The organism is Curtobacterium sp. LFS084 (assembly GCF_047977705.1).
Classification (GTDB): domain Bacteria; phylum Actinomycetota; class Actinomycetes; order Actinomycetales; family Microbacteriaceae; genus Curtobacterium.
Genome location: NZ_JBFPFM010000005.1, coordinates 102,017 through 121,322, shown reverse-complemented (window position 1 = coordinate 121,322; position 19,306 = coordinate 102,017). Strand labels below are relative to the sequence as shown.

The window sequence follows — 19,306 nt, the reverse complement described above, 5'->3', positions numbered from 1 at the left end:
CCGACGTCGAGCCGGTGTCCGGCGAGACCAGCGAGCCCGTCCGGGCCGCCGCGTGCTGGGCGTCCGTGGTCAGACGGTCCGCGTCGGCGCTCGCGCGCTCGTTGTCGGCGCGTTCGGTGTTCGCCTGCTCCTGCAGCGCCGAGACCTTGCGGAGCGGCGGCACGCGGAAGAACCAGGTGAGGACGAACGCGAGCAGGATCACGGCGAGGCCGACGTAGTACACGACCACGGCCGAGTCGCTGAACCCGACGAGGAACGGGCGGGTGAGCCGCTTGTCCGCGCCGTTCAGGAACGACGTGTCGCTCGTCGCGGAGCTGCTCGATGAGCTCGCACTCGAATCACCCTGCTTGAGCTGCTTGACGAGGGTCGGCGCGACCTCGTCCACGACGTTCTGACGCTGGTCGGCGTTGGAGTAGTCGACCTGCAGCGAGCCGTCCACGACCTCGGCACCGGCCTTCGAGGCGGCGGTCTCGAGCGCCTGCTGCTCGGCGGCGGGTGTCGCCGCGGCGACCTTCTCGGCGATGATCGAGTCGGCCGACACCGCGGGGACGGCACCGGCGGCGACCTGCTGCTGGACCGCTGCGGTGACCTGCTTCGTGACGGCGGCGTCCGCGGCCTGCTTCGCCTGGGTGGCACCCTCGTCGAGGCCGTCCTGGACCTTCTGCTGGACCGGGTCGACGATCTTGTTCCAGATCTGGTCCATCACGCCCTTGTTCGCTGACGCGTTCGCGACCGAGGGCGTGAGGGCAGCGTTCAGGGCGCTCTTCAGGTCGCCCTCGTTCTGCATCGCCGTCGTGATGTTGGTCGGCATGAGCGTGAACAGGACGGACAGCAGCACGGCCGTACCCATGGTGCCGCCGATCTGGCGGAAGAACGTGGCGGCACTGGTCGCGACGCCGATGTCCCGCGGGCTCACGGAGTTCTGCGCCGCGAGCGTCAGGGTCTGCATGAGCTGTCCGAGTCCGAGGCCGATGCCGAACATGCCGAGCATCAGGAACCACAGCGGACTGTCGGCGGTGAGGAACGTCAGGACCAGGAAGCCGACGGCGGTGAACGCCGTGCCGGTGATCGGGAAGACCTGGTAGTTGCCGGTCCGCGAGATGATCTGGCCGGAGGCGATCGACGAGATCATCAGGCCGAGGACCATCGGGAGCATCGAGAAGCCGGACTCGGTCGGCGTGACGCCCTTCACGATCTGCAGGTACAGCGGGATGGTGAGCATCGCGCCGAACATGCCGAAGCCGACGAGGACCGACAGCACCGCCGACATCGAGAAGACGCGGGAACCGAAGAGCTTGAGCGGCAGGATCGCGTCGTCGCCCATCGCACGCTCGACCAGGATGAACGCGACGAGTCCCACCGCGCCGATGCCGTAGCAGGCGAAGGCGCCGGGCGAGCTCCAGCCCCACTCGCGGCCCTGCTCGGCGATGAGGAGCAGGGGCACCAGCGTGACGATGACGAGCGTGGCGCCCCACCAGTCGATCCGAGGCTTGCCGCGGTCACCGAACTTCGGCAGGTGCAGGAACGTCAGCACCATGAAGAGCGCGATGATGCCGATCGGCACGTTGATCAGGAAGACCCAGCGCCAGCCGGCGACGAACAGCAGCTGGTCAGCCCCGGCGAACACACCGCCGACGAGCGGTCCGATGACGCTCGAGATACCGAAGACGGCGAGGAAGTAGCCCTGGTACTTGGCGCGCTCGCGGGGAGCGAGCATGTCGCCCATGATCGCGAGCGGCAGGGACATGAGACCGCCCGCGCCGAGGCCCTGCAGCGCGCGGAAGCCGGCGAGCATGAGCATCGAGGTCGAGAACGACGCGGCGAAGGACCCGACGATGAAGATGCCGATGGCCGTGAGGAACAGCGGACGGCGGCCGAAGATGTCGGAGAGCTTGCCGTAGATCGGCGTGGTGATCGTCGAGGCGATCAGGTAGGCCGTGGTGACCCAGGCCTGCTGGTCGAGCCCGTGCAGGTCGTCACCGATCGTGCGGATCGCGGTGCCGACGATGGTCTGGTCGAGGGCGCCGAGGAACATCCCCGCCATCAGGCCGTAGATGACCAGCAGGATCTGCCGGTGGTTCATCACGGTGTTCGACGACGTGGTGGGGGCCACGGGTGCGGTCGCGGTCTGGGTCATGTGCAGGGTCTCCCGGAAACTTTGCGCTGGCTGCAAAGTTACATCTGCCGCAAGGTGGTGGGTCGCGCCGGAACCGGTTCCTGAGTGGATCGGCAGCGTCGGCGCCGGTTTCGGGAGGTGTCCGTCGAGTTGAGGAGGCCCGACGCCGTCACAGTACGCCCGCGGGTGGAGGACGTCCGTCAGACTGCTGCGGCCGCCTGCTCGAGCGCCGCGCCGAACCGCTCGTCGACCTCGATCCGCATGGCGCCCGTCTCGTCGTCGAAGCCCGACACGGCGCTGACCTCGCCGTGGCGCGAGAAGTAGAGCAGCGGACTGAGCACTCCGCCGGGCGGTCCGTGCGCACCGTCGGCGAGCACCTGCACGACCAGGCCGGCGAGGGTCTGCACCGCGGTGATGCTCGACGCGTCACGGATGGGGACGGCGAGCAGGAGGTGTCGGTGCGGGACCGCGAACACGGTGCCGAAGCCGGCCGCGCCGAACAGCGCGGGCAGGTTCACGGCCTTCGAGGCCACGAACAGGGACTCGCCCTCGACGAGGAACACGCCCGGAGCGATCTCGGCGTGCTCGTCCACCGGCTCGTCGTCGGTGTTGAGCTGCCCGAGGGCGAAGAGCTCGTCGGTGCCGAGGGGCAGCCGGAGCAGCGTCGGACCCGACAGCGTGCTCACCATGGTGGGGTAGTCGACGCACAACCCGAGCACCAGACCGGGCGCGAACGGCCTGGCGTAGTCGAGATCGGTCGGGTCGGACGCGACACCGCTGTGCTCGGACAGGATCCGGAGCCGGATGCGCTGGCGCAGTTCGTCCGCGCTGAGGTCTTCGACCGCCGGCTCGCTGTACGCCTGGATCATGCGGTCGAAGTGCTCGGCCACCATGTCCGCCTGCACGGACGGGGACTCGCCGTGCACCTGCGACGCGAGGTTCTCGAGCAGGAAGACCCGGCCGTCGGTGCCGACCAGCCGTGGTTGCTCGCCGACCAGCGCCTCGACGGTGGTCTCCAAGCCCCGCTCGGCGAGGGCTCGTTGCGCCAGCGCGATGAGGGACGGGGCGTGTTCGTCACGCCCGTCGTCCTGCTTCCGGCCGAACCACCCCATCCGGTGGGACCTCAGGCCCCGAGTGCGGCGTCGACGATCTCCTTGGCCTCACGCTGCACCTGTTCGAGGTGCTCCTGTCCGACGAAGCTCTCGGCGTAGATCTTGTAGACGTCCTCGGTGCCGGAGGGCCGCGCTGCGAACCACGCCTTGTCGGTGACGACCTTCACGCCGCCGACGGCAGCGTCGTTGCCCGGCGCCTTCGACAGCTTCGCGGTGATCGGGTCACCGGCGAGTGTCTCGGCGGTGATGGCGTCGCCGTCGAGCTTCGACAGGCGGGCCTTCTGCTCCTTGGTCGCCGCGGCGTCGACGCGCTGGTAGACCGGAGCGCCGAAGCGCTCGGTCAGCTCGTCGTAGAGCTGCGACGGGGTCTTGCCGGTGACCGCGATGATCTCGGACGCCAGGAGCGCCAGGATGATGCCGTCCTTGTCGGTGGTCCAGGCGGTGCCGTCCATGCGGAGGAACGACGCACCTGCGGACTCTTCGCCGCCGAACGCCACGGACCCGTCGATGAGCCCCGGCACGAACCACTTGAAGCCGACCGGGACCTCCCACAGGCGACGCCCGAGGGACTCTGCGACGCGGTCGATGATGCTCGAGGACACGAGGGTCTTGCCGATCGCGGCGTCGTCGCGCCAGGCGGGCCGGTGCGCGTACAGGTACTCGATCGCGACCGCGAGGTAGTGGTTCGGGTTCATCAGGCCGCCGTCGGGCGTGACGATGCCGTGCCGGTCGGAGTCGGCGTCGTTGCCGGTCAGGACGTCGTACTCGTCCTTGCGCGCGACGACCGATGCCATGGCGCTCGGGCTGGACGGGTCCATCCGGATCTTGCCGTCCCAGTCGAGCGTCATGAAGGACCAGGTGGGGTCGACGTCGGGGTTGACCACCGTGAGGTCGAGCCCGTAGTGGTCGCGGATGCGGTTCCAGTACGGCAGGGACGCGCCACCGAGGGGGTCGGCGCCGATCGTGACGCCGGCACGCTTGATGGCGTCGATGTCGATGATGTTCGCCAGGTCGGCGACGTACGCGCCGAGGAAGTCGTAGCGGTCGGGCGACGCCTGCTCGGTGCGGCGCACCTCGGTGTTGCCGCCGGCGATGATCGCGTTCGCGCGGTCGGCGATCCAGCTCGTCGCGTCGCTGTCGGCCGGGCCGCCGTGCGGCGGGTTGTACTTGAAGCCGCCGTCGCGGGGCGGGTTGTGGCTCGGCGTGATGACGATGCCGTCCGCCGTGTCCGGGTTGCCGGCGCGGTTGTACGCGATGATCGCGTGGCTGAGCGCCGGGGTGGGGACGTAGCCGTTCTCGCTGTCGGCGAGGACGTGCACGCCGTTGGCGGCCAGCACCTCGAGCGCGGTGCGTTCCGCGGGGCCGGACAGTGCGTGCGTGTCACGACCGATGAACAGCGGTCCGTCGGTGCCCTGCGCGGTGCGGTACTCGACGATCCCCTGCGTGATCGCGGCGATGTGCGTGTCGTTGAACGCCGAGTCCAGCGAGGACCCGCGGTGGCCCGAGGTGCCGAAGACGACCTTCTGCTCGGGGACGGAGACGTCCGGGACCCGCTCGTGGTACGCGGCGATGAGGGCGTCGAGGTCGACGAGGTCGTCTGCAGTGGCAGGGGTGCCGGCGCGGTCGTTCATGCGTCCATCCTGGCATCGCACCGGTCGGCACGCCCAGGAACGTGACGCCTGTGGACGGCGGAGGTGCCTGTGGACGAGGAGCGAGCGGCCGTCCCACCGGGGAAGAAAGGGGGACTTCCCGGGGGGACGACCGCTCGCGGTCTGGGGGTGGCGTCAGGCCGTGCGGAACGAGCCCGTCGCGGTGCGCAGCGAGCCGGTGGCCGTGCGCGTCGAGGACGTCGCGGTGCCCGGACGGCGGAACTGCGTGTCGACGAACCGGCCGAGCGCGCGCCCGGTCCCGGTGCCGGTGAAGGTACCGATCGGGCGCCATGCGGCCTGGACCGCGTAGCCACCGAGCCCGTCGCGGTGTTCGAGGCCGGACACGTACGCGCCGCCCAGGGGGTTCTGACGGTTCTGCATGGATGCTCCTCGTCGTCGTGCCGAGGATCGTCGGTCACCGGGCCGGCGACCACGACGCCGTCGGCTGGAACCCCCACACTACGCGCTTCTTTTGCATGAAGCAAAAAAAGGATTGCTCAGGCGAGCCGCCCACATCGCTCAGGCGAGCCGCCCGGAGCGCTCAGGCCACCAGCTCGCAGAAGGTCCGACCCTCGGCCGTCCAGCTCTGCTTCGCGACGAGGCCGACTGCCTCGGCGTGGTCGAGCAGGGCGTCGACCCCGACCTCGGCCCACGGGAAGCCGGCGCTCTCGTGGCCGTCGGCATCCACCACGCGAGCGGTGTACACCCGGTCCGCGGTGTGGTCGACGTGGGTCTCGACGATGATCCTGCCGCCGTCGCGCACGATCTCGCGGCACCGGGCGAGCAGTGCCGCCGGGTCGCCGCCGATGCCGATGTTGCCGTCGATCACGAGCGCGGTGTCCCAGTGGCCCTCGTCGGGGACGGTGTCGAAGACCGACCCCTGGATCGCGGTGCCGCCGGAGCGTCGTGCGATCGCGACGGCGTCGGCGGAGACGTCCACGCCGAGGGACGGGATCCCGAGGGTGCGCGCGGCGACCAGCATCCGGCCGGGCCCGCACCCGATGTCGATCACCGGACCGTCGGCGCCGTCGAGGAGGGACCGGTCGATCCGGTCCGCCGCCGCACTCCAGCGGCCGACGTCGAGCGTCACCGCCCGGTCCGGTCGGGACGTGTCGGTGAGTCGGATCCGGCCGTCGGTGCGGAGGGCGCGAGCGTAGGGCTCGCCGCCGCCGGCGCCGAAGGAGACGGGTGCGTGCATGGTCATCGGAGGCTCCCCACCGTCTCGGCGTGCAGTGCGGTGGCGAACCCGGAGTCGGGCACGAGTGCCGCGACGCGCTCGGCGTCCGGCACGGTGTCGACGTCGAGCAGGACCCCGAGGGTGCCGACGTCGAGGCCGGCGTCCGTCAGGCGACGGAACTGGACCGCGCCGGTGTCGTCCTGGGACATCGGCACGCCGCGGAGGTGCGCGCCGTCCGGGTCCCGCAGGTAGAGGGACCAGAAGCCGCCGTCCTCGGCCGGACCGAACCAGGCGTCCCGCTCGGGGTCGTCGAAGACCGGGGCGAGGTCGGCCGGACCGACCTGCGGCGTGTCCATGCCGACGAGCAGGGTCGGGCCGTCCACCGCGTCGAACAGCGCACCGAGGCGCTCGTCGAGCCCGCCGGTCGTCTGGTGGATGACGTCGAAGCCCTCGGCGCCGTCCGGCAGCACCGTGCCGTCGTAGAAGAGCACCCGGCGGGCGGCCGGCAGGGCACGGACCGTCGCGAGCGTGTCGGCGAGGCTCGCGGCGGCGACGCGCGCGGCCCCCTCGGGGGTGAGTGCCGGCGTCAGACGGGTCTTCACCCGGCCCGGGAGGCACTCCTTCGCGACCACCGCGACGGTGATGTCGGACGTCGTCATGAGTGGACCTCCTCGGTCTCGACGGGACCGGCCACGTGGCGGACCGGAGCCGGGGCGACCACGGTGGGTCGCGCCTCCCGGCGGTACTCGCGCAGCAGACGCGACATGTCCTTGACGGCGTTGACGGTGCCGCGCAGCGTGCCCGTGACCTTGCTGTCGCCGATGCGCTGGGCGTAGCCGATGTCGGACTCGTCGACGCGCCACCCGGCGGCGTGCGCGGCGAGGACCATCTCGAGCGGGTAGCCGCTGCGGCGGTCGCGGAGGTCCAGTGCGACCAGGTCCTCGCGGCGCATCACCCGCATCGGGCCGAGGTCGCGGAGTCGGTAGCCGGTCGCGCGGCGCATCAGGACGGCGAGCACGCGGTTCGCGAAGCGGGCGTGCGGGGCCCATGCGCCCGGCGTCGTGGGGACGCGGCGTCCGAGCGCCAGGTCGGTGTGGCCCGTCGCCACGCGGTCGACGAGCGGGACGAGTTCGGCGGGGTCCATCGAGGCGTCGGCGTCGCAGAAGGCCACGTACTCGGCCGTGGCGGCGGCGACCCCGGCGGCGCAGGCCGACCCGAAGCCGCGGACCGGTTCGGTCACGACGAGGGCGCCGTGGGCACGAGCGACGTCGGCCGATCCGTCGGTGGAGCCGTTGTCGACGACGATCGCGCGGTAGCCACGCGGGAGCCGACCCAGGACCTCGGGGAGGGCGTCTGCCTCGTCGAGACAGGGGAGGATCACGTCGACGTTCATGTCGGCCATTCGGTGCGGGTCGACGGAACGACTGGTCGCGGGGTCTGCCGCGCGCGTCGGCGGTGTCGGGCGGTCGGTCTCGTCGGCCGGCTGTCGTTCCATACCGTCGACACAACACGAGATCGATCGGGGGGGTACAGGTTCGGCGTCCCCCGGTGGACGATCCGCGCACTCGCGAGGGTCGGGTACCCCCGGGTGGGGGACACGGCAGTCCGGAGTCCGGAGTCCGGCGGACGGGTGCGGGCGCGTCGACGTGGTGGCGAGGGCCTGGAGGCGGGGGGGGGGGGGGGGGGGGGGGGCCCCGGCCCGGCCCCCCCCGGGGGGGGGGGGGGGGGGGGGGGGGCGGGGCCCCCCCCCCCCCCCCCCCCCCCCCCCGCCTCCAGGCGGTCACGCGTCGTGCGCTCGCCGGCCTGCTCGCCGGCTCGCTCGCCCGCTCGCCGATCTGCTCGCCGAGCGGGCAAGAAACGTCCCGTTCGCGGCCGCGGTGCGGCCGGTTCCGCCCGCTCGACGAACGCGAGCGGCGAGTCGTGCCCGCTCGTCCGCGCCGCCCATGCAGCGCGTTCCGCCCGCACGGGGCGGGGCCGGCTACCGCACCGCCGCGCGCAGCGGCGCCGACTGGAACTCCCGCATGCCGCGCTCGAAGTCGACCTCGGCACGCCACCCGAGCTCGGCGGCGATCCGGTCCGACGACGCCGTGACGTGCCGGACGTCCCCGAGCCGGTACTCGCCGGTGACGACCGGCTGGGGACCCTCGGGCCCGGCGATCGCGGCGGCCATCTCCCCGATCGTGTGCACGATGCCGGACCCGACGTTGTACGCCCGGAACGTCTCGGCGGGCAGGTCCGCCGTCGCGGCGATCGATGCGGCGTTCGCCCCCGCGACGTCGTCGACGTGCACGAAGTCGCGCCGCTGGCGGCCGTCCTCGAAGACGCGCGGCGCCTCGCCACGGGCGAGTGCCGACCGGAACAGCGAGGCGACCCCGGCGTACGGGGTGTTCGCGGGCATGCCCGGACCGTAGACGTTGTGGTAGCGGAGCGCGATCGCCCGACCACCGGTCGCTCGCGACCACGAGGACGCGAGGTGCTCCTGCGCCACCTTCGTCTGCGCGTAGACGTTGCGCGGGTCGAGCGCTGCCGACTCGTCGATCAGCCCAGGCAGGAGCGGCTTGCCGTCCGGTCCGATCGGGTCGAACTCCCCGGCGTCGAGGTCGGCGCGACGACGGGCCGGCGGGCGCACGGGCTCGCCGGACGCCGTCGTGTAGGCGCCTTCGCCGTAGACGACCATCGAGCTGGCGACCACGAGGCGGCCGATGCCGTGGCGGTCCATGCCGGCGAGGACGTGGGCGGTGCCGGCGTCGTTCGACGAGACGTAGTCGGGGGCGTCCTGGAAGTCGACGCCCAGTCCGACCTTGGCGGCCTGGTGGCAGACCACGTCGACCCCGTCGAGGGCGGCGTCGAGGCTGATCCGGTCGCGGACGTCGCCGTGCACGAACTCGATGCCCTGCTGCTGGTGCGCGGTGACGATCTCCGCGGGGTCGCCGTGGACGTCGTCGCGGAGGGAGTCGAGCACGCGCACCTCGTGGCCGTCGGCCAGGGCACGGCGGACGATCGCGGACCCGATGAAGCCGGCGCCGCCGGTGACGAGCAGGCGGGTCACGCGGAGGCCTCCGTGGTCGCTGCTGCGGGGCGTGCGCTCGTCATCGCGCTCGCGCTCGCCGCGGCCGGGACGAGCTCCCGGGGGGTGTAGTCGTCCGGGATCGCCGCGACGATCGAACCGATCGCACGGACGATCACCTCGTTCGCCCGGGCCAGGCGCTCCATCACCATGCCGTGGGTGACCGGTGCCTCGCCGGTTCCGGCGGTGGCCTGCGCTTCTGCCTCGGCCTCGGACGGGGCCAGGCCAGCGTCGGCGTCGGTCACGAACGAGAGGTTCACCGTCCCGATGCCGAGCTCGGCCGCGAGGGGGACCTCGGGCGTCATCGTCATGTTGATCGTGTGGCCGCCGGCCTCGCGCATCCAGATGGACTCCGCACGCGTCGAGAACCGCGGCCCCTGGATCACCACGCACGTGCCCGTCGGGCGGAACGGTACGTCGAGGCGCTCGATCGCACCGATCGCGACGCGTCGCAGCGCAGGGTCGAACGGGTCCGCGAAGGACAGGTGCTGCACGGCGTCCTCGAAGAACGTGTCCGCTCGGCCCCATGTCCGGTCGATGAGCTGGTCGGTGACGACGAACGTCCCGGGGGCGTAGTCGGGGTGCAGGCCACCGACCGCGCTGGACGACACCACGGCACGGACGCCGAGCGAGCGCAGTGCCCACAGGTTCGCCCGGTGGTTGATGCGGTGCGGCGCCACGGAGTGCTCGCGGCCGTGCCGGGTGAGGAACGCCACCCGCTTGCCGGACATGGTCCCGATGCTGATCGGGCTCGACGTGGCGCCGAACGGGGTGTCGACGTCGACCTCGTCCGCGGTGCCGGGCTCGAACAGCTCGTAGAGTCCCGAACCGCCGATCACCCCGATGCCCACACGCGTCTCGTCCACAGCTCCGGTCGTGGTCACGTCGTTCTCCACAGGTCCTCCGAATGGTCCTCGGCGCGTTCTGCGCGCTCGTTACGCTACTGGGACCGCCCTCGGTCGAACCGGGAGCGGGCACACATCTCACCTGTTCGGAGGCGCACGTGCGAACGATCGGTCAGCACCGCGACGAGATCGCCGCCCTGGTCGCGCCGGTCCTGTCCGGCAGGCGTACGTCCGTCCCGGAGGCGCGGGACGTCGACGACCTCGCCACCGGTGCCGGCAGCGGGCGGGGGTACCGCGTGCTGGCACGTGCGGTCGTCGCACCCGTGCCGCTCCCACCGTTCGACAACAGCCAGATGGACGGCTTCGCCGTCCGCGCCGCCGACGCCGGTCGTGGGCTGCGGGTGGTCGAGCCCGTCCCCGCGGGGGTCGTCCCCGCTCCGCTGGACCCCGGGACCGCGGCGCCCATCATGACCGGAGCGCGGATCCCGGACGGCGCCGACGCGGTCTTCCCGGTCGAGGCGACGGGACCCGGCTCCTTCCCGGCCGTGCTGTCCCTGACCGAGGTCACGGTGCCGGACGACCTCGCCGCGGGGACGTTCGTGCGCGGGACCGGCACGGACCTCGCGCGCGGCGGCGGACTCGCACCGGCCGGCACCGCCGTGACGCCCGCACTGCTCGGCACGCTGGCGTCCGCCGGGGTCACCGCGGTCGACCTCGTGCGGCGGCTGCGGGTGCTCGTCGTCTCCACCGGGTCGGAGCTCCGCGGCGCCGGTGACGCCACGATCGGCGACGCGAACGGCATCGCCCTGCGGGCCGCCCTCGCCCAGGTCGGGGTCGAGACGCGGGCGGTCCGCGTGCCGGACGACGTCCCCGCGTTCACGGGTGCCCTCGACGAGGCGGTGGGGGACTGGGCCGACCTCGTCCTCACCACCGGCGGGATCAGCGCCGGCGCGTACGAGGTCGTGCGGCAGGCCCTCGAACCGCGTGGCCTCGTGGTCACCCCGGTCGCCGTGCAGCCCGGCGGCCCCCAGGCGTCCGGCACGGTCGAGCTCGCGGGCCGGGACGTGCCGGTGGTCTCGTTCCCGGGCAACCCCGTCTCGGCGCTCGTCTCGTTCGAGCTGTTCCTCCGGCCGCTCCTCGCCGAAGACGCCGGCCTGCCCGACGACCGGCCGGCGCAGGAGCTCCCCGCAGCCGAGTCGGCGACCTCGCCGTCCACCAAGCACCAGGTCCGCCGCGGCCGGGTCGAGGGCGGCCGCGTGCACTTCGTGGGCGGCCCGAGCTCCCACCTGCTCGCGCACTACGCCGCGGCCACGCACCTCGTCCACGTCCCGGTCGGCACCACCACCGTCGAACCCGGCGACCCCCTGACCGTCTGGAGCCTCCGTTGACCGGTGAACCGATGCCCGACCCGACCCCGCCCGGCGGTGACCTGTCGCACGTCCGCGCCGACGGCACCGCGCACATGGTCGACGTCTCCGAGAAGGACGTCACCGCACGCTCCGCCACCGCCACGGCGACGCTCGTCACCCGTCCCGACGTGGTCGCTCGCATCCTCGACGGGTCGCTCCCCAAGGGCGAGGTGATCGGCACCGCCCGGATCGCCGCGATCATGGCCGTGAAGAAGACCTCCGACCTGGTCCCGCTCTGCCACCCACTGCCGATCGCCGGGGTCGAGGTCGACATCACCGGGGCACAGGACCGCGTCATCGTCGAGGTGTCCGTGCGCACGACCTCACGGACGGGCGTCGAGATGGAAGCCCTCACCGGCGCGAGCATCGCGGCACTGACCGTGTACGACATGGTGAAGGCCGTCGACCGCGCGGCCGTGATCACGGACGTCCGGGTGCTCGAGAAGCACGGCGGGCGCTCCGGGGACTGGAGCAACCGATGACCTCGCAGCCGACACGGGGACGAGCGGCCGTGGTGGTGGTGTCCACCCAGGCCTCCGTCGACCCGGCCCTCGACCGGACCGGCCCCGTCATCGCGGGCTGGCTCCGCGAACGCGCCTTCACCGTGACGGAGCCGATCATCGTCCCCGACGGCGGCCCGATCGCCGAGACGGTGTCGGCCGAGCTCCTGTCGGACGCCCGGGTCGTCATCACCACGGGCGGCACCGGCGTCACCCCGACCGACCGCACGCCCGAGGCGATCGCGCCGCTCATCGACCTCGAGCTGCCCGGCCTCGCCGAGGAGATCCGCCGCCGTGGGCTCGCCGGCGCCGGCCCCACCGCGCTGCTGAGCCGGGGCGTCGCGGGGATCGCCGGTGGCACCCTGATCGTCGCGCTCCCCGGCTCGCGCGGTGGTGTCGCCGACGGGCTCGCGGTCCTCGACGGCCTGCTCGACCACGTCCTCGCCCAGGTCTCGGGCGAGGGCCACGCACCGCGGAGCGCCTCGTGAACGGCCCCGCCGACGCCCCCGAGCGCGTCGTCCTCGCCGACGTCGTCGACCGGTCCATCACCGTCGACGAGGTCGCCGCCGTCGTCGCCACCGACCAGGACGGCGCGGTCGTCACCTTCGCCGGAGTCGTCCGCGACCACGACGACGGCAAGGGGGTGACCGCCCTCGAGTACGAACGGCACCCGAGCGCCGGCGAGGTCATCGCCGAGGTGGCCCGGACGATCGCCGCCGCCCACCCCGAGGTCCGCATCGCGGTGCTGCACCGCGTCGGCGCGCTCGGCATCGGGGACGTGGCGCTCGCCGCAGCCGTGTCGTCGCCGCACCGTGCCGAGGCCTTCGCTGCCTGCGGGGCCCTCGTCGACCTCGTGAAGGAGCAGGTGCCCATCTGGAAGCACCAGCGGTTCACCGACGGTTCCGACGAGTGGGTCGCCGCCCTCTGATCCAACCCTGTGGGACTCCGCAGCTGACCGTTGCCGGATCGCAACCGCGCCACGCGTTCGGGGCGTAGCGCTGGTTCCGAGCGGATCCATAGAATCCGGGACCATGAGCGTGCTGCTGTACGGGGCCGGTGTGGTCCTGCTGGTCTTCGCCTTGATCGACATCCTCACCAAGGGCGACGACCAGGTCCGTGGACTCCCGAAGTTCGCGTGGGTGCTCCTCGTGGTCCTCGTGCCCGTGGTCGGCAGCATCGTGTGGTTCGCCGTCGGGCACGACTGGGCCCCCGGTGACCGGAACCACGGACGGTACATCGAGCCGAACCGCCACGAGGACCGGTACGCCACGCTCGGTGACGCGCGCAGCGCCCACGGTGACAAGCGCGTGAGTGGCACGGAGCAGGAACTCGCCGAGCTCGAGCGCGAGATCGAGTACTGGGAGGCCCAGGCGCGCCTCAAGCGGGCGAAGGAAGCCGCGGGCGAGAGCGACGTCGCGCCGTCGAGCTGACGAGCGCGTCCGGTCGGCGTCGCACGGTCCGGCGGCCGGTGCGTGGTGCGTCGGCCGGTGCGCGGTCCGGCGGCCGGTGCGAGGAGCGTCGGCCGGTGCGTGGTCCGGCGGGCGGTGCGTCGGCCGGTGCGAGGTGCGTCGGCCGGTGCGTGGTGCGTCGGCCGGTGCGTGGTGCGTCGGCCGGTGCGTGGTGCGTCGGCCGGTGCGTGGTGCGTCGGCCGGTGCGAGGTTAACCGCTTCGTGCGGTGTTACAAGCTCGCACCGAGCGGGCAGCGCCGCACCCGGTAGACAACGCTGCACGGTGCGCATCGGGCGGTGCCGCCTTCCGAGCCGGAACGGTGCGCTCCTGGCCGCGCCGCGCGCGACGCGGGCCGGTGTGGGGGAGGTGGGGTGCGCCTCCTGGGCGTCGCACGGTGCGAGGTGCGTCGGCCGGTGCGAGGTTGACCGCTTCGTGCGGCGTTACAAGCTCGCACCGAGCGGGCAGCGCCGCACCCGCTGAGCAACCCCGCACCGTGCGCGCCCGCGCTGCACCGCCACCCCAGCACCGCCGCCCCGGCCCCACAGATCCCGCTGAGCAACCCCGCACCGTGCGCGCCCGCGCTGCACCGCCACCCCGCACCGACCACCCCGCACCATGCGTGCCCGCGCTGCCCCGCCACCCCGCACCGTGCGTGCCCGCGCTCCCTCACCGCCCCCGCACCGACCACCCCGCTGCGCCGCCTACCCTTGACGGGTGGCTCATCTCCTCGGCGCCGAGAACCTCCATCTCGAGTTCCCCACCAAGGTCGTCTTCGACAACGTCACCCTCGGCATCGACGAGGGTGACCGCATCGGCGTCGTCGGCCGGAACGGCGACGGCAAGTCGACCCTCCTCGCCCTGCTGGCCCAGCGCCTCGAGCCGGACGGCGGCCGCGTCACGCACCGCCGCGGGCTGACCGTCGGCTACCTCGACCAGCGCGACATCCTGCCGGCGGGGGAGACCGTCGGCACCGTCGTCGTCGGCGACCTGGCCGAGCACGAGTGGGCGGGCGACCCGAAGATCCGCGACATCATCGGCGGCCTCGTGTCGGACATCCCGTGGGACGTCTCGGTGGACGAGCTGAGCGGTGGGCAGCGGCGTCGCGTGGCGCTCGCGCGGCTGCTGGTCGGCGACTGGGACGTGCTGTTCCTCGACGAGCCGACGAACCACCTCGACGTCGAGGGCATCCAGTGGCTCGCGGAGCACATCAACCGCCGGTGGTCGGCGAACCAGGGCGGCATGGTGGTCGTGACGCACGACCGCTGGTTCCTCGACGCCGTGTCGACCGACACGTGGGAGGTCCACGACGGCGTCGTCGACCCCTTCGAGGGCGGCTACGCGGCGTACATCCTGCAGCGCGTCGAGCGCGACCGGCAGGCCGCCGCGAGCGAGCAGCGCCGGCAGAACCTCGCCCGCAAGGAGCTCGCGTGGCTCCGCCGCGGCGCCCCGGCCCGTACGAGCAAGCCGAAGTTCCGCATCGACGCGGCGAACGCCCTCATCGACGACGTGCCGCCGATCCGCGACACGGTCGCCCTCGCGAAGACGGCCACCGCGCGCCTCGGCAAGGACGTCGTCGACCTGCTCGACGTCAGCGTCTCGTTCGACGGCACCGAGATCCTGGACCGCATCGAGTGGCGGATCGCACCGGGGGAGCGCACCGGCATCCTCGGTCCGAACGGTGCCGGCAAGTCGACCCTGCTGAGTCTCGTGTCCGGACGGCTCCAGCCCACGAACGGCCGCGTGAAGACGGGCAAGACCGTGCAGGTCGCGGTGCTCGACCAGCAGCTCGCCGACCTCGCGCAGTTCGCCGACGACCGTGTGCGCGAGGTCGTCGCCCGCAAGAAGACGAGCTACGTCGCCGACGGCAAGGAGATGACGCCGTCCCAGCTGCTCGAACGCCTCGGCTTCACGTCGGCGCAGCTGTCGACGCCGGTCAAGGACCTGAGCGGTGGGCAGAAGCGCCGCCTGCAGCTCATGCTCATCCTGCTCGACGAGCCGAACGTGCTCATCCTCGACGAGCCCACCAACGACCTCGACACCGACATGCTCGCCGCCATGGAGGACCTGCTCGACACCTGGCCGGGCACACTGCTGGTCGTCTCCCACGACCGGTACCTGCTCGAGCGCGTCACGGACCAGCAGTACGCCGTCCTCGGCGGCCACCTGCGGCACCTGCCGGGTGGCGTCGACGAGTACATGCGACTCCGTGCAGCCGGCACCGGTGGCGGGACCGCCTCTGCGGCTGCCGCCGCGTCAGCCGGGAGGCCCGACACCGCAGGCGGGACCGGCTCGGCCGGTCCCGTGGCCGGGTCCACGGCGTCGACCGGTCCCGGCGCGTCCGCTGCGGCCGCCTCCAGCCTGTCCGGCGCAGAGCGGCGGACCGCCGAGAAGGAGATGTCGGCGCTCGACCGGAAGATCGCGAAGGTCGGGGACGACCGGAAGAAGCTGCTCGACCAGTTCGCGACGCACGACCAGGCGGACTACGCGGGCCTCGGGGAGCTCCAGGCGAAGCTGGCGGCGCACGAGGCCGAGATCGAGCAGCTCGAGGAGCGCTGGCTCGAGGTCGCGGAGCAGCTCGGGGTCTGAGACGGTCTACTCGGCCGGCTGTGCCTCCGACGGTGCACCGCCGCCGGGGTTCGCGACGACCTCCCACAGGTGGCCGTCCGGGTCCTGGAAGAAGCCGGACCACATCCCCCACGGGCGCGTGTACGGCGGCGCGAGCATCGTGGCGCCGGCGGCCCGGGCCCGGTCGAGGAACGCCTCGGCGTCGGCCTGGCTCTCGACGAAGTGCCCGATCGTCGCCGCGGGGCCGTCGGCGAGGTCGACACCCGAGTCCTTCACCATGTCGTCGCGGCCGTAGACGCTGACGATGAGCCCGTCGTCGAGGGTGAACATCGCCGTCGTGCCGCCCGCCTCGGTCTCGGTCGACGGGTACTCGGTGCCGATGATCCCGCTGCCCTCGATGCCGAGCAGTGCGCGGTAGAACGCCGCCGATCGTGCGACGTCGGCGACGGCCAGGGTGATCGCGTGCATGGGCCGGAGACTACGCCCGGTCTCGCCGCGGGGACGGCTCAGTCCCCGAGGCCCAGGATGAGCCGACGGAGCAGTCCGGCGAGCTGGTCCTGCTCGTCGTCGGAGACCCCGGCCAGGATGTCCCGCTCGGCCGTCAGCAGGTCGGCGATCGCTGCGTCCACGGCGACCCGGCCCTTCGCCGTCAACGAGACGAGGATGCCCCGGCCGTCCTTCGGGTCCGTGCGCCGGCCGACCAGCCCGCGCGCCGCGAGCCGGTCCACCCGGTTCGTCATGGTGCCGCTCGACACCAGCGTCTGCTGCAGCAGTGACTTCGGGCTCAGTTCGTACGGCTCGCCCGCCCGCCGCAGCGCCGAGAGGACGTCGAACTCCCACGGCTCCATGGCACCGGCGTCGAACGCGGCACGTCGGGCACGGTCGAGGTGCCGCGCGAGCCGGTCCACGCGGGACAGGACCTCGAGCGGACCGAAGTCCAGGTCGGCGCGCTCGCGACCCCACGCCGCGACGATGCGGTCGACCTCGTCCTCATGCGGCATCTGACCATCTTGGCGGAAGCCGGGGCTGCACGACCAGTCGCCGCGTCATGGGAGGATGGTCTGGCGCCTCCGTGCGCGTTCCGCCTTGGTGTAATGGCAGCACGACGGCCTTTGGTGCCGTTAGGTCCGGGTTCGAATCCTGGAGGCGGAGCTCGGGGGTGATCCGAGTTTTCGGCGTTCGGGTTGAGACTTTTCACGGCTGGGGAGCTCGGCGGCCCCGGAAGTCGGGTTGGGCGCCCCGGGGATGAACTGCGAGACGTCGAACGCGACTGCACCCCTAGGCCGAAGGTGCTCTGCGCCAACGGCAGAACCCCGGCCCGAAGAACGGGCAGGGGGTACCGCGGCCGGGGCGACCGTCAGGAGGTTCGATGTTCAGTTCGGAGCGAGCAGTGCTCTATGCGATGAGTCTGAGTTGCTCTATCTCCGCAAGTCGGTTGAACGGGTTTCGGCGATCGTGCTCTTCGACCGTGAGGCTGTCGAGGCCGGGCTCGAAGAGCGCGGCGCTCGAGCGGTTCATGCGGTTCATTCCCCGGAGAGCGAGGCGGGCCTTGAGCCAGTCGGTCATGCGGGAGATGTTGGCGCTCGCTGCTGCCATGGCGCCGGCCATCTCGACGATCCAGGGGCCACGCATGCGTCGCTTCATGGGAACTCCGAGCGCCTCGCGGTCCGCGTCCTTGAGACACGAATTACCGTTCTCGACGTTGTTGCGCTTGCCGAACCAGGCGCGCCACACGTCGGACTTGTACTCGTACTCCTGACCGTACTTGAGGTGGTTCTGGTTCTTGACGCCGTTCTTGTCGCTGAGAACCCCGGGGACTTTCACGGTCTTGCCTGGGATGACAACGTCGATCCAGGTGTCGGACTCTGCGTCGTAGACCTTCGGGTCGGTGAACTCCGGGTAGGAGTACTGGCGCGCGCCGGTGGCGTCGTAACCGCTACGGGGGATGAGCCGGTAGCGGGAACGCTCCTTACGGCGCTGACGGAGAAGCGCGTGAGCTTCGTCTCGAAGCTTGGAGCGCTACTCTGAGTGTTCTCATAGGATCACTGTTCAGGGGGCGGAGGGCTCCCAACAGATGATCGAGGGGGAGACAGTGTCTCGAGCGGGAAGAACTGTGGGCATGGCAGGAGTGGGGCTGCTGTCTGCTGCTGCGATGCTGGGGACGTCGGCGGTGGCGCACGCTGACGAACGGCCCACGGATGCATTGGCCGTTATCGCCTCTGTCGCGCCGGAGGTCCTCGACGCGGCCGCTGACACGTCCGAGTCCGGGAGTGAGGCTGCAACCTTCGCCGCGGGCGATGTTGAAGTCAGCGTCCCAACGGACGCTGCTGATGGAGCTGCGCTCCGCACCAGCGACCGCGAGTTGACGGTGTCGCTGCCCTTCGCGGACCAGGCAGCAGACGCGGTCGTTGCGAGTACCGGGGTGGCGACCTTCGACAATAACAACTCGTCAACCACGACTTCGGTGGTGCGGGAGGACGGCAGTTTGCAGATCCTGACCGTCATCGAAGACGCTGCAGCGCCGACCCGGTACGACTACGACTTGTCCGTGCCGGCAGGTGGAGCCATCACGGTCCGCGATGATGGCGTGGTCCTCATCACTGACGAGACGGGCGAGTTCGCCGGCACCGTTACACCCGCGTGGGCGAAGGATGCGACCGGGGAGCCGGTGGCAACCCGGTACGAGGTGCACGGGAACACGTTGACGCAGGTGGTTGAGCACGACGCGGCTACGCAGTACCCGGTGGTGGCCGATCCGTGGCTCGGGATCACCTTGTTCAAGAGCTTCAAGCGTGACACCTACCACGGGGACTACCGCTACAGCGCTTGGGTCACCGGGCCCGGCGCGATCGTTCTCAGCGGTGGCGGTGGCGTCGGAGGCTACGCGGCAGGCCAGGCTGTGTTCCGCGGTTCCGGGTGGGACGAGTGGAAGAAGAAGTGGCCCGCAATCACGAACAAGGCCACCCTGCAGCAGCAGTACAACTGCCACGTCGCTGCAAGCGTCTACGGGTTGCCGTTCACTCAGGACTACAACCTCGAACGGTACCGGGCGAACCGCGCGAACTGGGTCTCCGGCGTCGCATCGCACCGCTGCAACTGGTAGCCACCGAACATCCTTTTCGACGGGAGACTGAGCATATGAAGAAGTTCGTCATCGGATCCGCTATCGCCGCCGGTCTTGGCGTGCTGATCACCATTGGGTTCCTCATCGCAATGGGCGTCGACTACCGCATGCAGGAAAACAGTGGTATCGAGCCGGGATACACACCGGACGTCATCGTCGGCGGGTTCGAAGCTGGCCTGTGGTTGTTCGGGATCGGCCTCGCCGCCTTCATCGTCAGCAGCATCGTCGCGATCATCCAGCGTCGAAACGAGCGTGCCTCCTCATCAGCACCATCGCACTGACGGAGTGTCGCA

General features: G+C 71.6%; 19 protein-coding genes, 1 tRNA gene and 2 pseudogenes. 10 read left to right on the top strand and 12 right to left on the bottom strand.

Going from position 1 to position 19,306, the window contains the following annotated elements:
- Positions 1 to 166: 166 nt before the first annotated feature.
- From ACNQOV_RS05390 to ACNQOV_RS05350, 9 genes and pseudogenes are all read right to left on the bottom strand, one after another.
- Positions 167 to 2,083: pseudogene (locus ACNQOV_RS05390) on the bottom strand (DHA2 family efflux MFS transporter permease subunit); the annotation flags it as partial.
- Between the two features lie 233 nt (positions 2,084 to 2,316).
- On the bottom strand, positions 2,317 to 3,228 hold the full coding sequence (locus ACNQOV_RS05385) for a hypothetical protein (protein WP_416393682.1): 912 nt from the start codon (positions 3,226 to 3,228) through the stop codon (positions 2,317 to 2,319).
- A gap of 11 nt (positions 3,229 to 3,239) precedes the next feature.
- Positions 3,240 to 4,859 carry a phosphoglucomutase (alpha-D-glucose-1,6-bisphosphate-dependent) gene (gene pgm, locus ACNQOV_RS05380; protein WP_416393681.1) on the bottom strand — a complete coding sequence of 540 codons (1,620 nt, stop codon included), beginning with the start codon at positions 4,857 to 4,859 and terminating at the stop codon, positions 3,240 to 3,242.
- 153 nt (positions 4,860 to 5,012) lie between these two features.
- Positions 5,013 to 5,258, bottom strand: a complete 246-nt coding sequence (locus ACNQOV_RS05375) for a hypothetical protein (protein ID WP_416393680.1) — start codon at positions 5,256 to 5,258, stop codon at positions 5,013 to 5,015.
- A gap of 160 nt (positions 5,259 to 5,418) precedes the next feature.
- Complete coding sequence (locus ACNQOV_RS05370; RefSeq protein WP_022908113.1) at positions 5,419 to 6,081, bottom strand: class I SAM-dependent methyltransferase; 663 nt, start codon at positions 6,079 to 6,081, stop codon at positions 5,419 to 5,421.
- The gene (locus ACNQOV_RS05365; protein WP_402264955.1) at positions 6,078 to 6,713 is read right to left on the bottom strand and encodes a TIGR04282 family arsenosugar biosynthesis glycosyltransferase; all 636 of its coding nucleotides are present in this window, start codon (positions 6,711 to 6,713) and stop codon (positions 6,078 to 6,080) included. The genes ACNQOV_RS05370 and ACNQOV_RS05365 overlap by 4 nt, the downstream gene beginning before the upstream one ends.
- Positions 6,710 to 7,456: a glycosyltransferase family 2 protein gene (locus ACNQOV_RS05360; RefSeq protein ID WP_416393679.1), complete on the bottom strand. Its 747-nt coding sequence runs from the start codon at positions 7,454 to 7,456 to the stop codon at positions 6,710 to 6,712. Before ACNQOV_RS05360 ends, ACNQOV_RS05365 begins: the two co-directional genes overlap by 4 nt.
- Before the next feature lie 576 nt (positions 7,457 to 8,032).
- Positions 8,033 to 9,103 (bottom strand): NAD-dependent epimerase/dehydratase family protein, encoded by a 1,071-nt coding sequence (locus ACNQOV_RS05355; RefSeq protein ID WP_416393678.1) that lies wholly within the window; start codon positions 9,101 to 9,103, stop codon positions 8,033 to 8,035.
- Positions 9,100 to 10,005 carry an MTAP family purine nucleoside phosphorylase gene (locus tag ACNQOV_RS05350; protein ID WP_261974985.1) on the bottom strand — a complete coding sequence of 302 codons (906 nt, stop codon included), beginning with the start codon at positions 10,003 to 10,005 and terminating at the stop codon, positions 9,100 to 9,102. Before ACNQOV_RS05350 ends, ACNQOV_RS05355 begins: the two co-directional genes overlap by 4 nt.
- A 119-nt stretch (positions 10,006 to 10,124) precedes the next feature.
- Here ACNQOV_RS05350 and ACNQOV_RS05345 point away from each other — a divergent pair, with 119 nt between their 5' ends.
- The 7 genes and pseudogenes from ACNQOV_RS05345 to ACNQOV_RS05315 all read left to right on the top strand — a co-directional run bounded on the left by ACNQOV_RS05345 (position 10,125) and on the right by ACNQOV_RS05315 (position 15,910).
- A complete protein-coding gene (locus tag ACNQOV_RS05345; protein WP_416393677.1) occupies positions 10,125 to 11,354 on the top strand; it encodes a molybdopterin molybdotransferase MoeA in 1,230 nt (409 codons plus the stop codon).
- An 11-nt stretch (positions 11,355 to 11,365) separates the two neighbouring features.
- Positions 11,366 to 11,857, top strand: a complete 492-nt coding sequence (moaC, locus tag ACNQOV_RS05340; protein WP_416393675.1) for a cyclic pyranopterin monophosphate synthase MoaC — start codon at positions 11,366 to 11,368, stop codon at positions 11,855 to 11,857.
- Positions 11,854 to 12,363 carry a MogA/MoaB family molybdenum cofactor biosynthesis protein gene (locus ACNQOV_RS05335; RefSeq protein WP_416393674.1) on the top strand — a complete coding sequence of 170 codons (510 nt, stop codon included), beginning with the start codon at positions 11,854 to 11,856 and terminating at the stop codon, positions 12,361 to 12,363. The genes moaC and ACNQOV_RS05335 overlap by 4 nt, the downstream gene beginning before the upstream one ends.
- Positions 12,360 to 12,803 (top strand): molybdenum cofactor biosynthesis protein MoaE, encoded by a 444-nt coding sequence (locus ACNQOV_RS05330; RefSeq protein ID WP_402264935.1) that lies wholly within the window; start codon positions 12,360 to 12,362, stop codon positions 12,801 to 12,803. The genes ACNQOV_RS05335 and ACNQOV_RS05330 overlap by 4 nt, the downstream gene beginning before the upstream one ends.
- 103 nt (positions 12,804 to 12,906) lie before the next feature.
- Positions 12,907 to 13,305: a PLDc N-terminal domain-containing protein gene (locus tag ACNQOV_RS05325; RefSeq protein WP_022908106.1), complete on the top strand. Its 399-nt coding sequence runs from the start codon at positions 12,907 to 12,909 to the stop codon at positions 13,303 to 13,305.
- 733 nt (positions 13,306 to 14,038) lie between these two features.
- Positions 14,039 to 14,507, top strand: a pseudogene (locus ACNQOV_RS05320) (ATP-binding cassette domain-containing protein); the annotation flags it as partial.
- 56 nt (positions 14,508 to 14,563) lie between these two features.
- Positions 14,564 to 15,910 carry an ABC-F family ATP-binding cassette domain-containing protein gene (locus ACNQOV_RS05315; protein WP_416393704.1) on the top strand — a complete coding sequence of 449 codons (1,347 nt, stop codon included), beginning with the start codon at positions 14,564 to 14,566 and terminating at the stop codon, positions 15,908 to 15,910.
- Between the two features lie 6 nt (positions 15,911 to 15,916).
- On the opposite strand, the gene ACNQOV_RS05310 is transcribed toward ACNQOV_RS05315, so the two are convergent.
- Positions 15,917 to 16,357 carry a VOC family protein gene (locus tag ACNQOV_RS05310; protein WP_022908104.1) on the bottom strand — a complete coding sequence of 147 codons (441 nt, stop codon included), beginning with the start codon at positions 16,355 to 16,357 and terminating at the stop codon, positions 15,917 to 15,919.
- A 38-nt stretch (positions 16,358 to 16,395) separates the two neighbouring features.
- Positions 16,396 to 16,890, bottom strand: a complete 495-nt coding sequence (locus ACNQOV_RS05305; RefSeq protein ID WP_416393673.1) for a MarR family winged helix-turn-helix transcriptional regulator — start codon at positions 16,888 to 16,890, stop codon at positions 16,396 to 16,398.
- 79 nt (positions 16,891 to 16,969) lie between these two features.
- Here ACNQOV_RS05305 and ACNQOV_RS05300 point away from each other — a divergent pair.
- Positions 16,970 to 17,041: transfer RNA gene (locus ACNQOV_RS05300), tRNA-Gln, on the top strand.
- Between the two features lie 243 nt (positions 17,042 to 17,284).
- Here ACNQOV_RS05300 and ACNQOV_RS05295 read toward each other — a convergent pair.
- Positions 17,285 to 17,713 carry a hypothetical protein gene (locus tag ACNQOV_RS05295; RefSeq protein WP_416393672.1) on the bottom strand — a complete coding sequence of 143 codons (429 nt, stop codon included), beginning with the start codon at positions 17,711 to 17,713 and terminating at the stop codon, positions 17,285 to 17,287.
- Positions 17,714 to 18,008: 295 nt separating this feature from the next.
- Between ACNQOV_RS05295 and ACNQOV_RS05290 the strand changes: the two genes are divergently transcribed.
- Positions 18,009 to 18,992, top strand: a complete 984-nt coding sequence (locus ACNQOV_RS05290) for a hypothetical protein (RefSeq protein WP_416393671.1) — start codon at positions 18,009 to 18,011, stop codon at positions 18,990 to 18,992.
- Positions 18,993 to 19,027: 35 nt separating this feature from the next.
- Positions 19,028 to 19,294: a hypothetical protein gene (locus ACNQOV_RS05285; protein ID WP_416393670.1), complete on the top strand. Its 267-nt coding sequence runs from the start codon at positions 19,028 to 19,030 to the stop codon at positions 19,292 to 19,294.
- Positions 19,295 to 19,306 lie beyond the last annotated feature (12 nt).

What these genes read in the sequence shown, in the direction of transcription:
- ACNQOV_RS05385 (WP_416393682.1), bottom strand. Translation starts at nt 3,228, where the DNA reads ATGGGGTGGTTCGGCCGGAAGCAGGACGACGGGCGTGACGAACACGCC.
- pgm (WP_416393681.1), bottom strand. Translation starts at nt 4,859, where the DNA reads ATGAACGACCGCGCCGGCACCCCTGCCACTGCAGACGACCTCGTCGAC.
- ACNQOV_RS05375 (WP_416393680.1), bottom strand. Translation starts at nt 5,258, where the DNA reads ATGCAGAACCGTCAGAACCCCCTGGGCGGCGCGTACGTGTCCGGCCTC.
- ACNQOV_RS05370 (WP_022908113.1), bottom strand. Translation starts at nt 6,081, where the DNA reads ATGACCATGCACGCACCCGTCTCCTTCGGCGCCGGCGGCGGCGAGCCC.
- ACNQOV_RS05365 (WP_402264955.1), bottom strand. Translation starts at nt 6,713, where the DNA reads ATGACGACGTCCGACATCACCGTCGCGGTGGTCGCGAAGGAGTGCCTC.
- ACNQOV_RS05360 (WP_416393679.1), bottom strand. Translation starts at nt 7,456, where the DNA reads ATGGCCGACATGAACGTCGACGTGATCCTCCCCTGTCTCGACGAGGCA.
- moaC (WP_416393675.1), top strand. Translation starts at nt 11,366, where the DNA reads ATGCCCGACCCGACCCCGCCCGGCGGTGACCTGTCGCACGTCCGCGCC.
- ACNQOV_RS05335 (WP_416393674.1), top strand. Translation starts at nt 11,854, where the DNA reads ATGACCTCGCAGCCGACACGGGGACGAGCGGCCGTGGTGGTGGTGTCC.
- ACNQOV_RS05325 (WP_022908106.1), top strand. Translation starts at nt 12,907, where the DNA reads ATGAGCGTGCTGCTGTACGGGGCCGGTGTGGTCCTGCTGGTCTTCGCC.
- ACNQOV_RS05315 (WP_416393704.1), top strand. Translation starts at nt 14,564, where the DNA reads ATGGTGGTCGTGACGCACGACCGCTGGTTCCTCGACGCCGTGTCGACC.
- ACNQOV_RS05310 (WP_022908104.1), bottom strand. Translation starts at nt 16,357, where the DNA reads ATGCACGCGATCACCCTGGCCGTCGCCGACGTCGCACGATCGGCGGCG.
- ACNQOV_RS05305 (WP_416393673.1), bottom strand. Translation starts at nt 16,890, where the DNA reads ATGCCGCATGAGGACGAGGTCGACCGCATCGTCGCGGCGTGGGGTCGC.
- ACNQOV_RS05290 (WP_416393671.1), top strand. Translation starts at nt 18,009, where the DNA reads ATGGCAGGAGTGGGGCTGCTGTCTGCTGCTGCGATGCTGGGGACGTCG.
- ACNQOV_RS05285 (WP_416393670.1), top strand. Translation starts at nt 19,028, where the DNA reads ATGAAGAAGTTCGTCATCGGATCCGCTATCGCCGCCGGTCTTGGCGTG.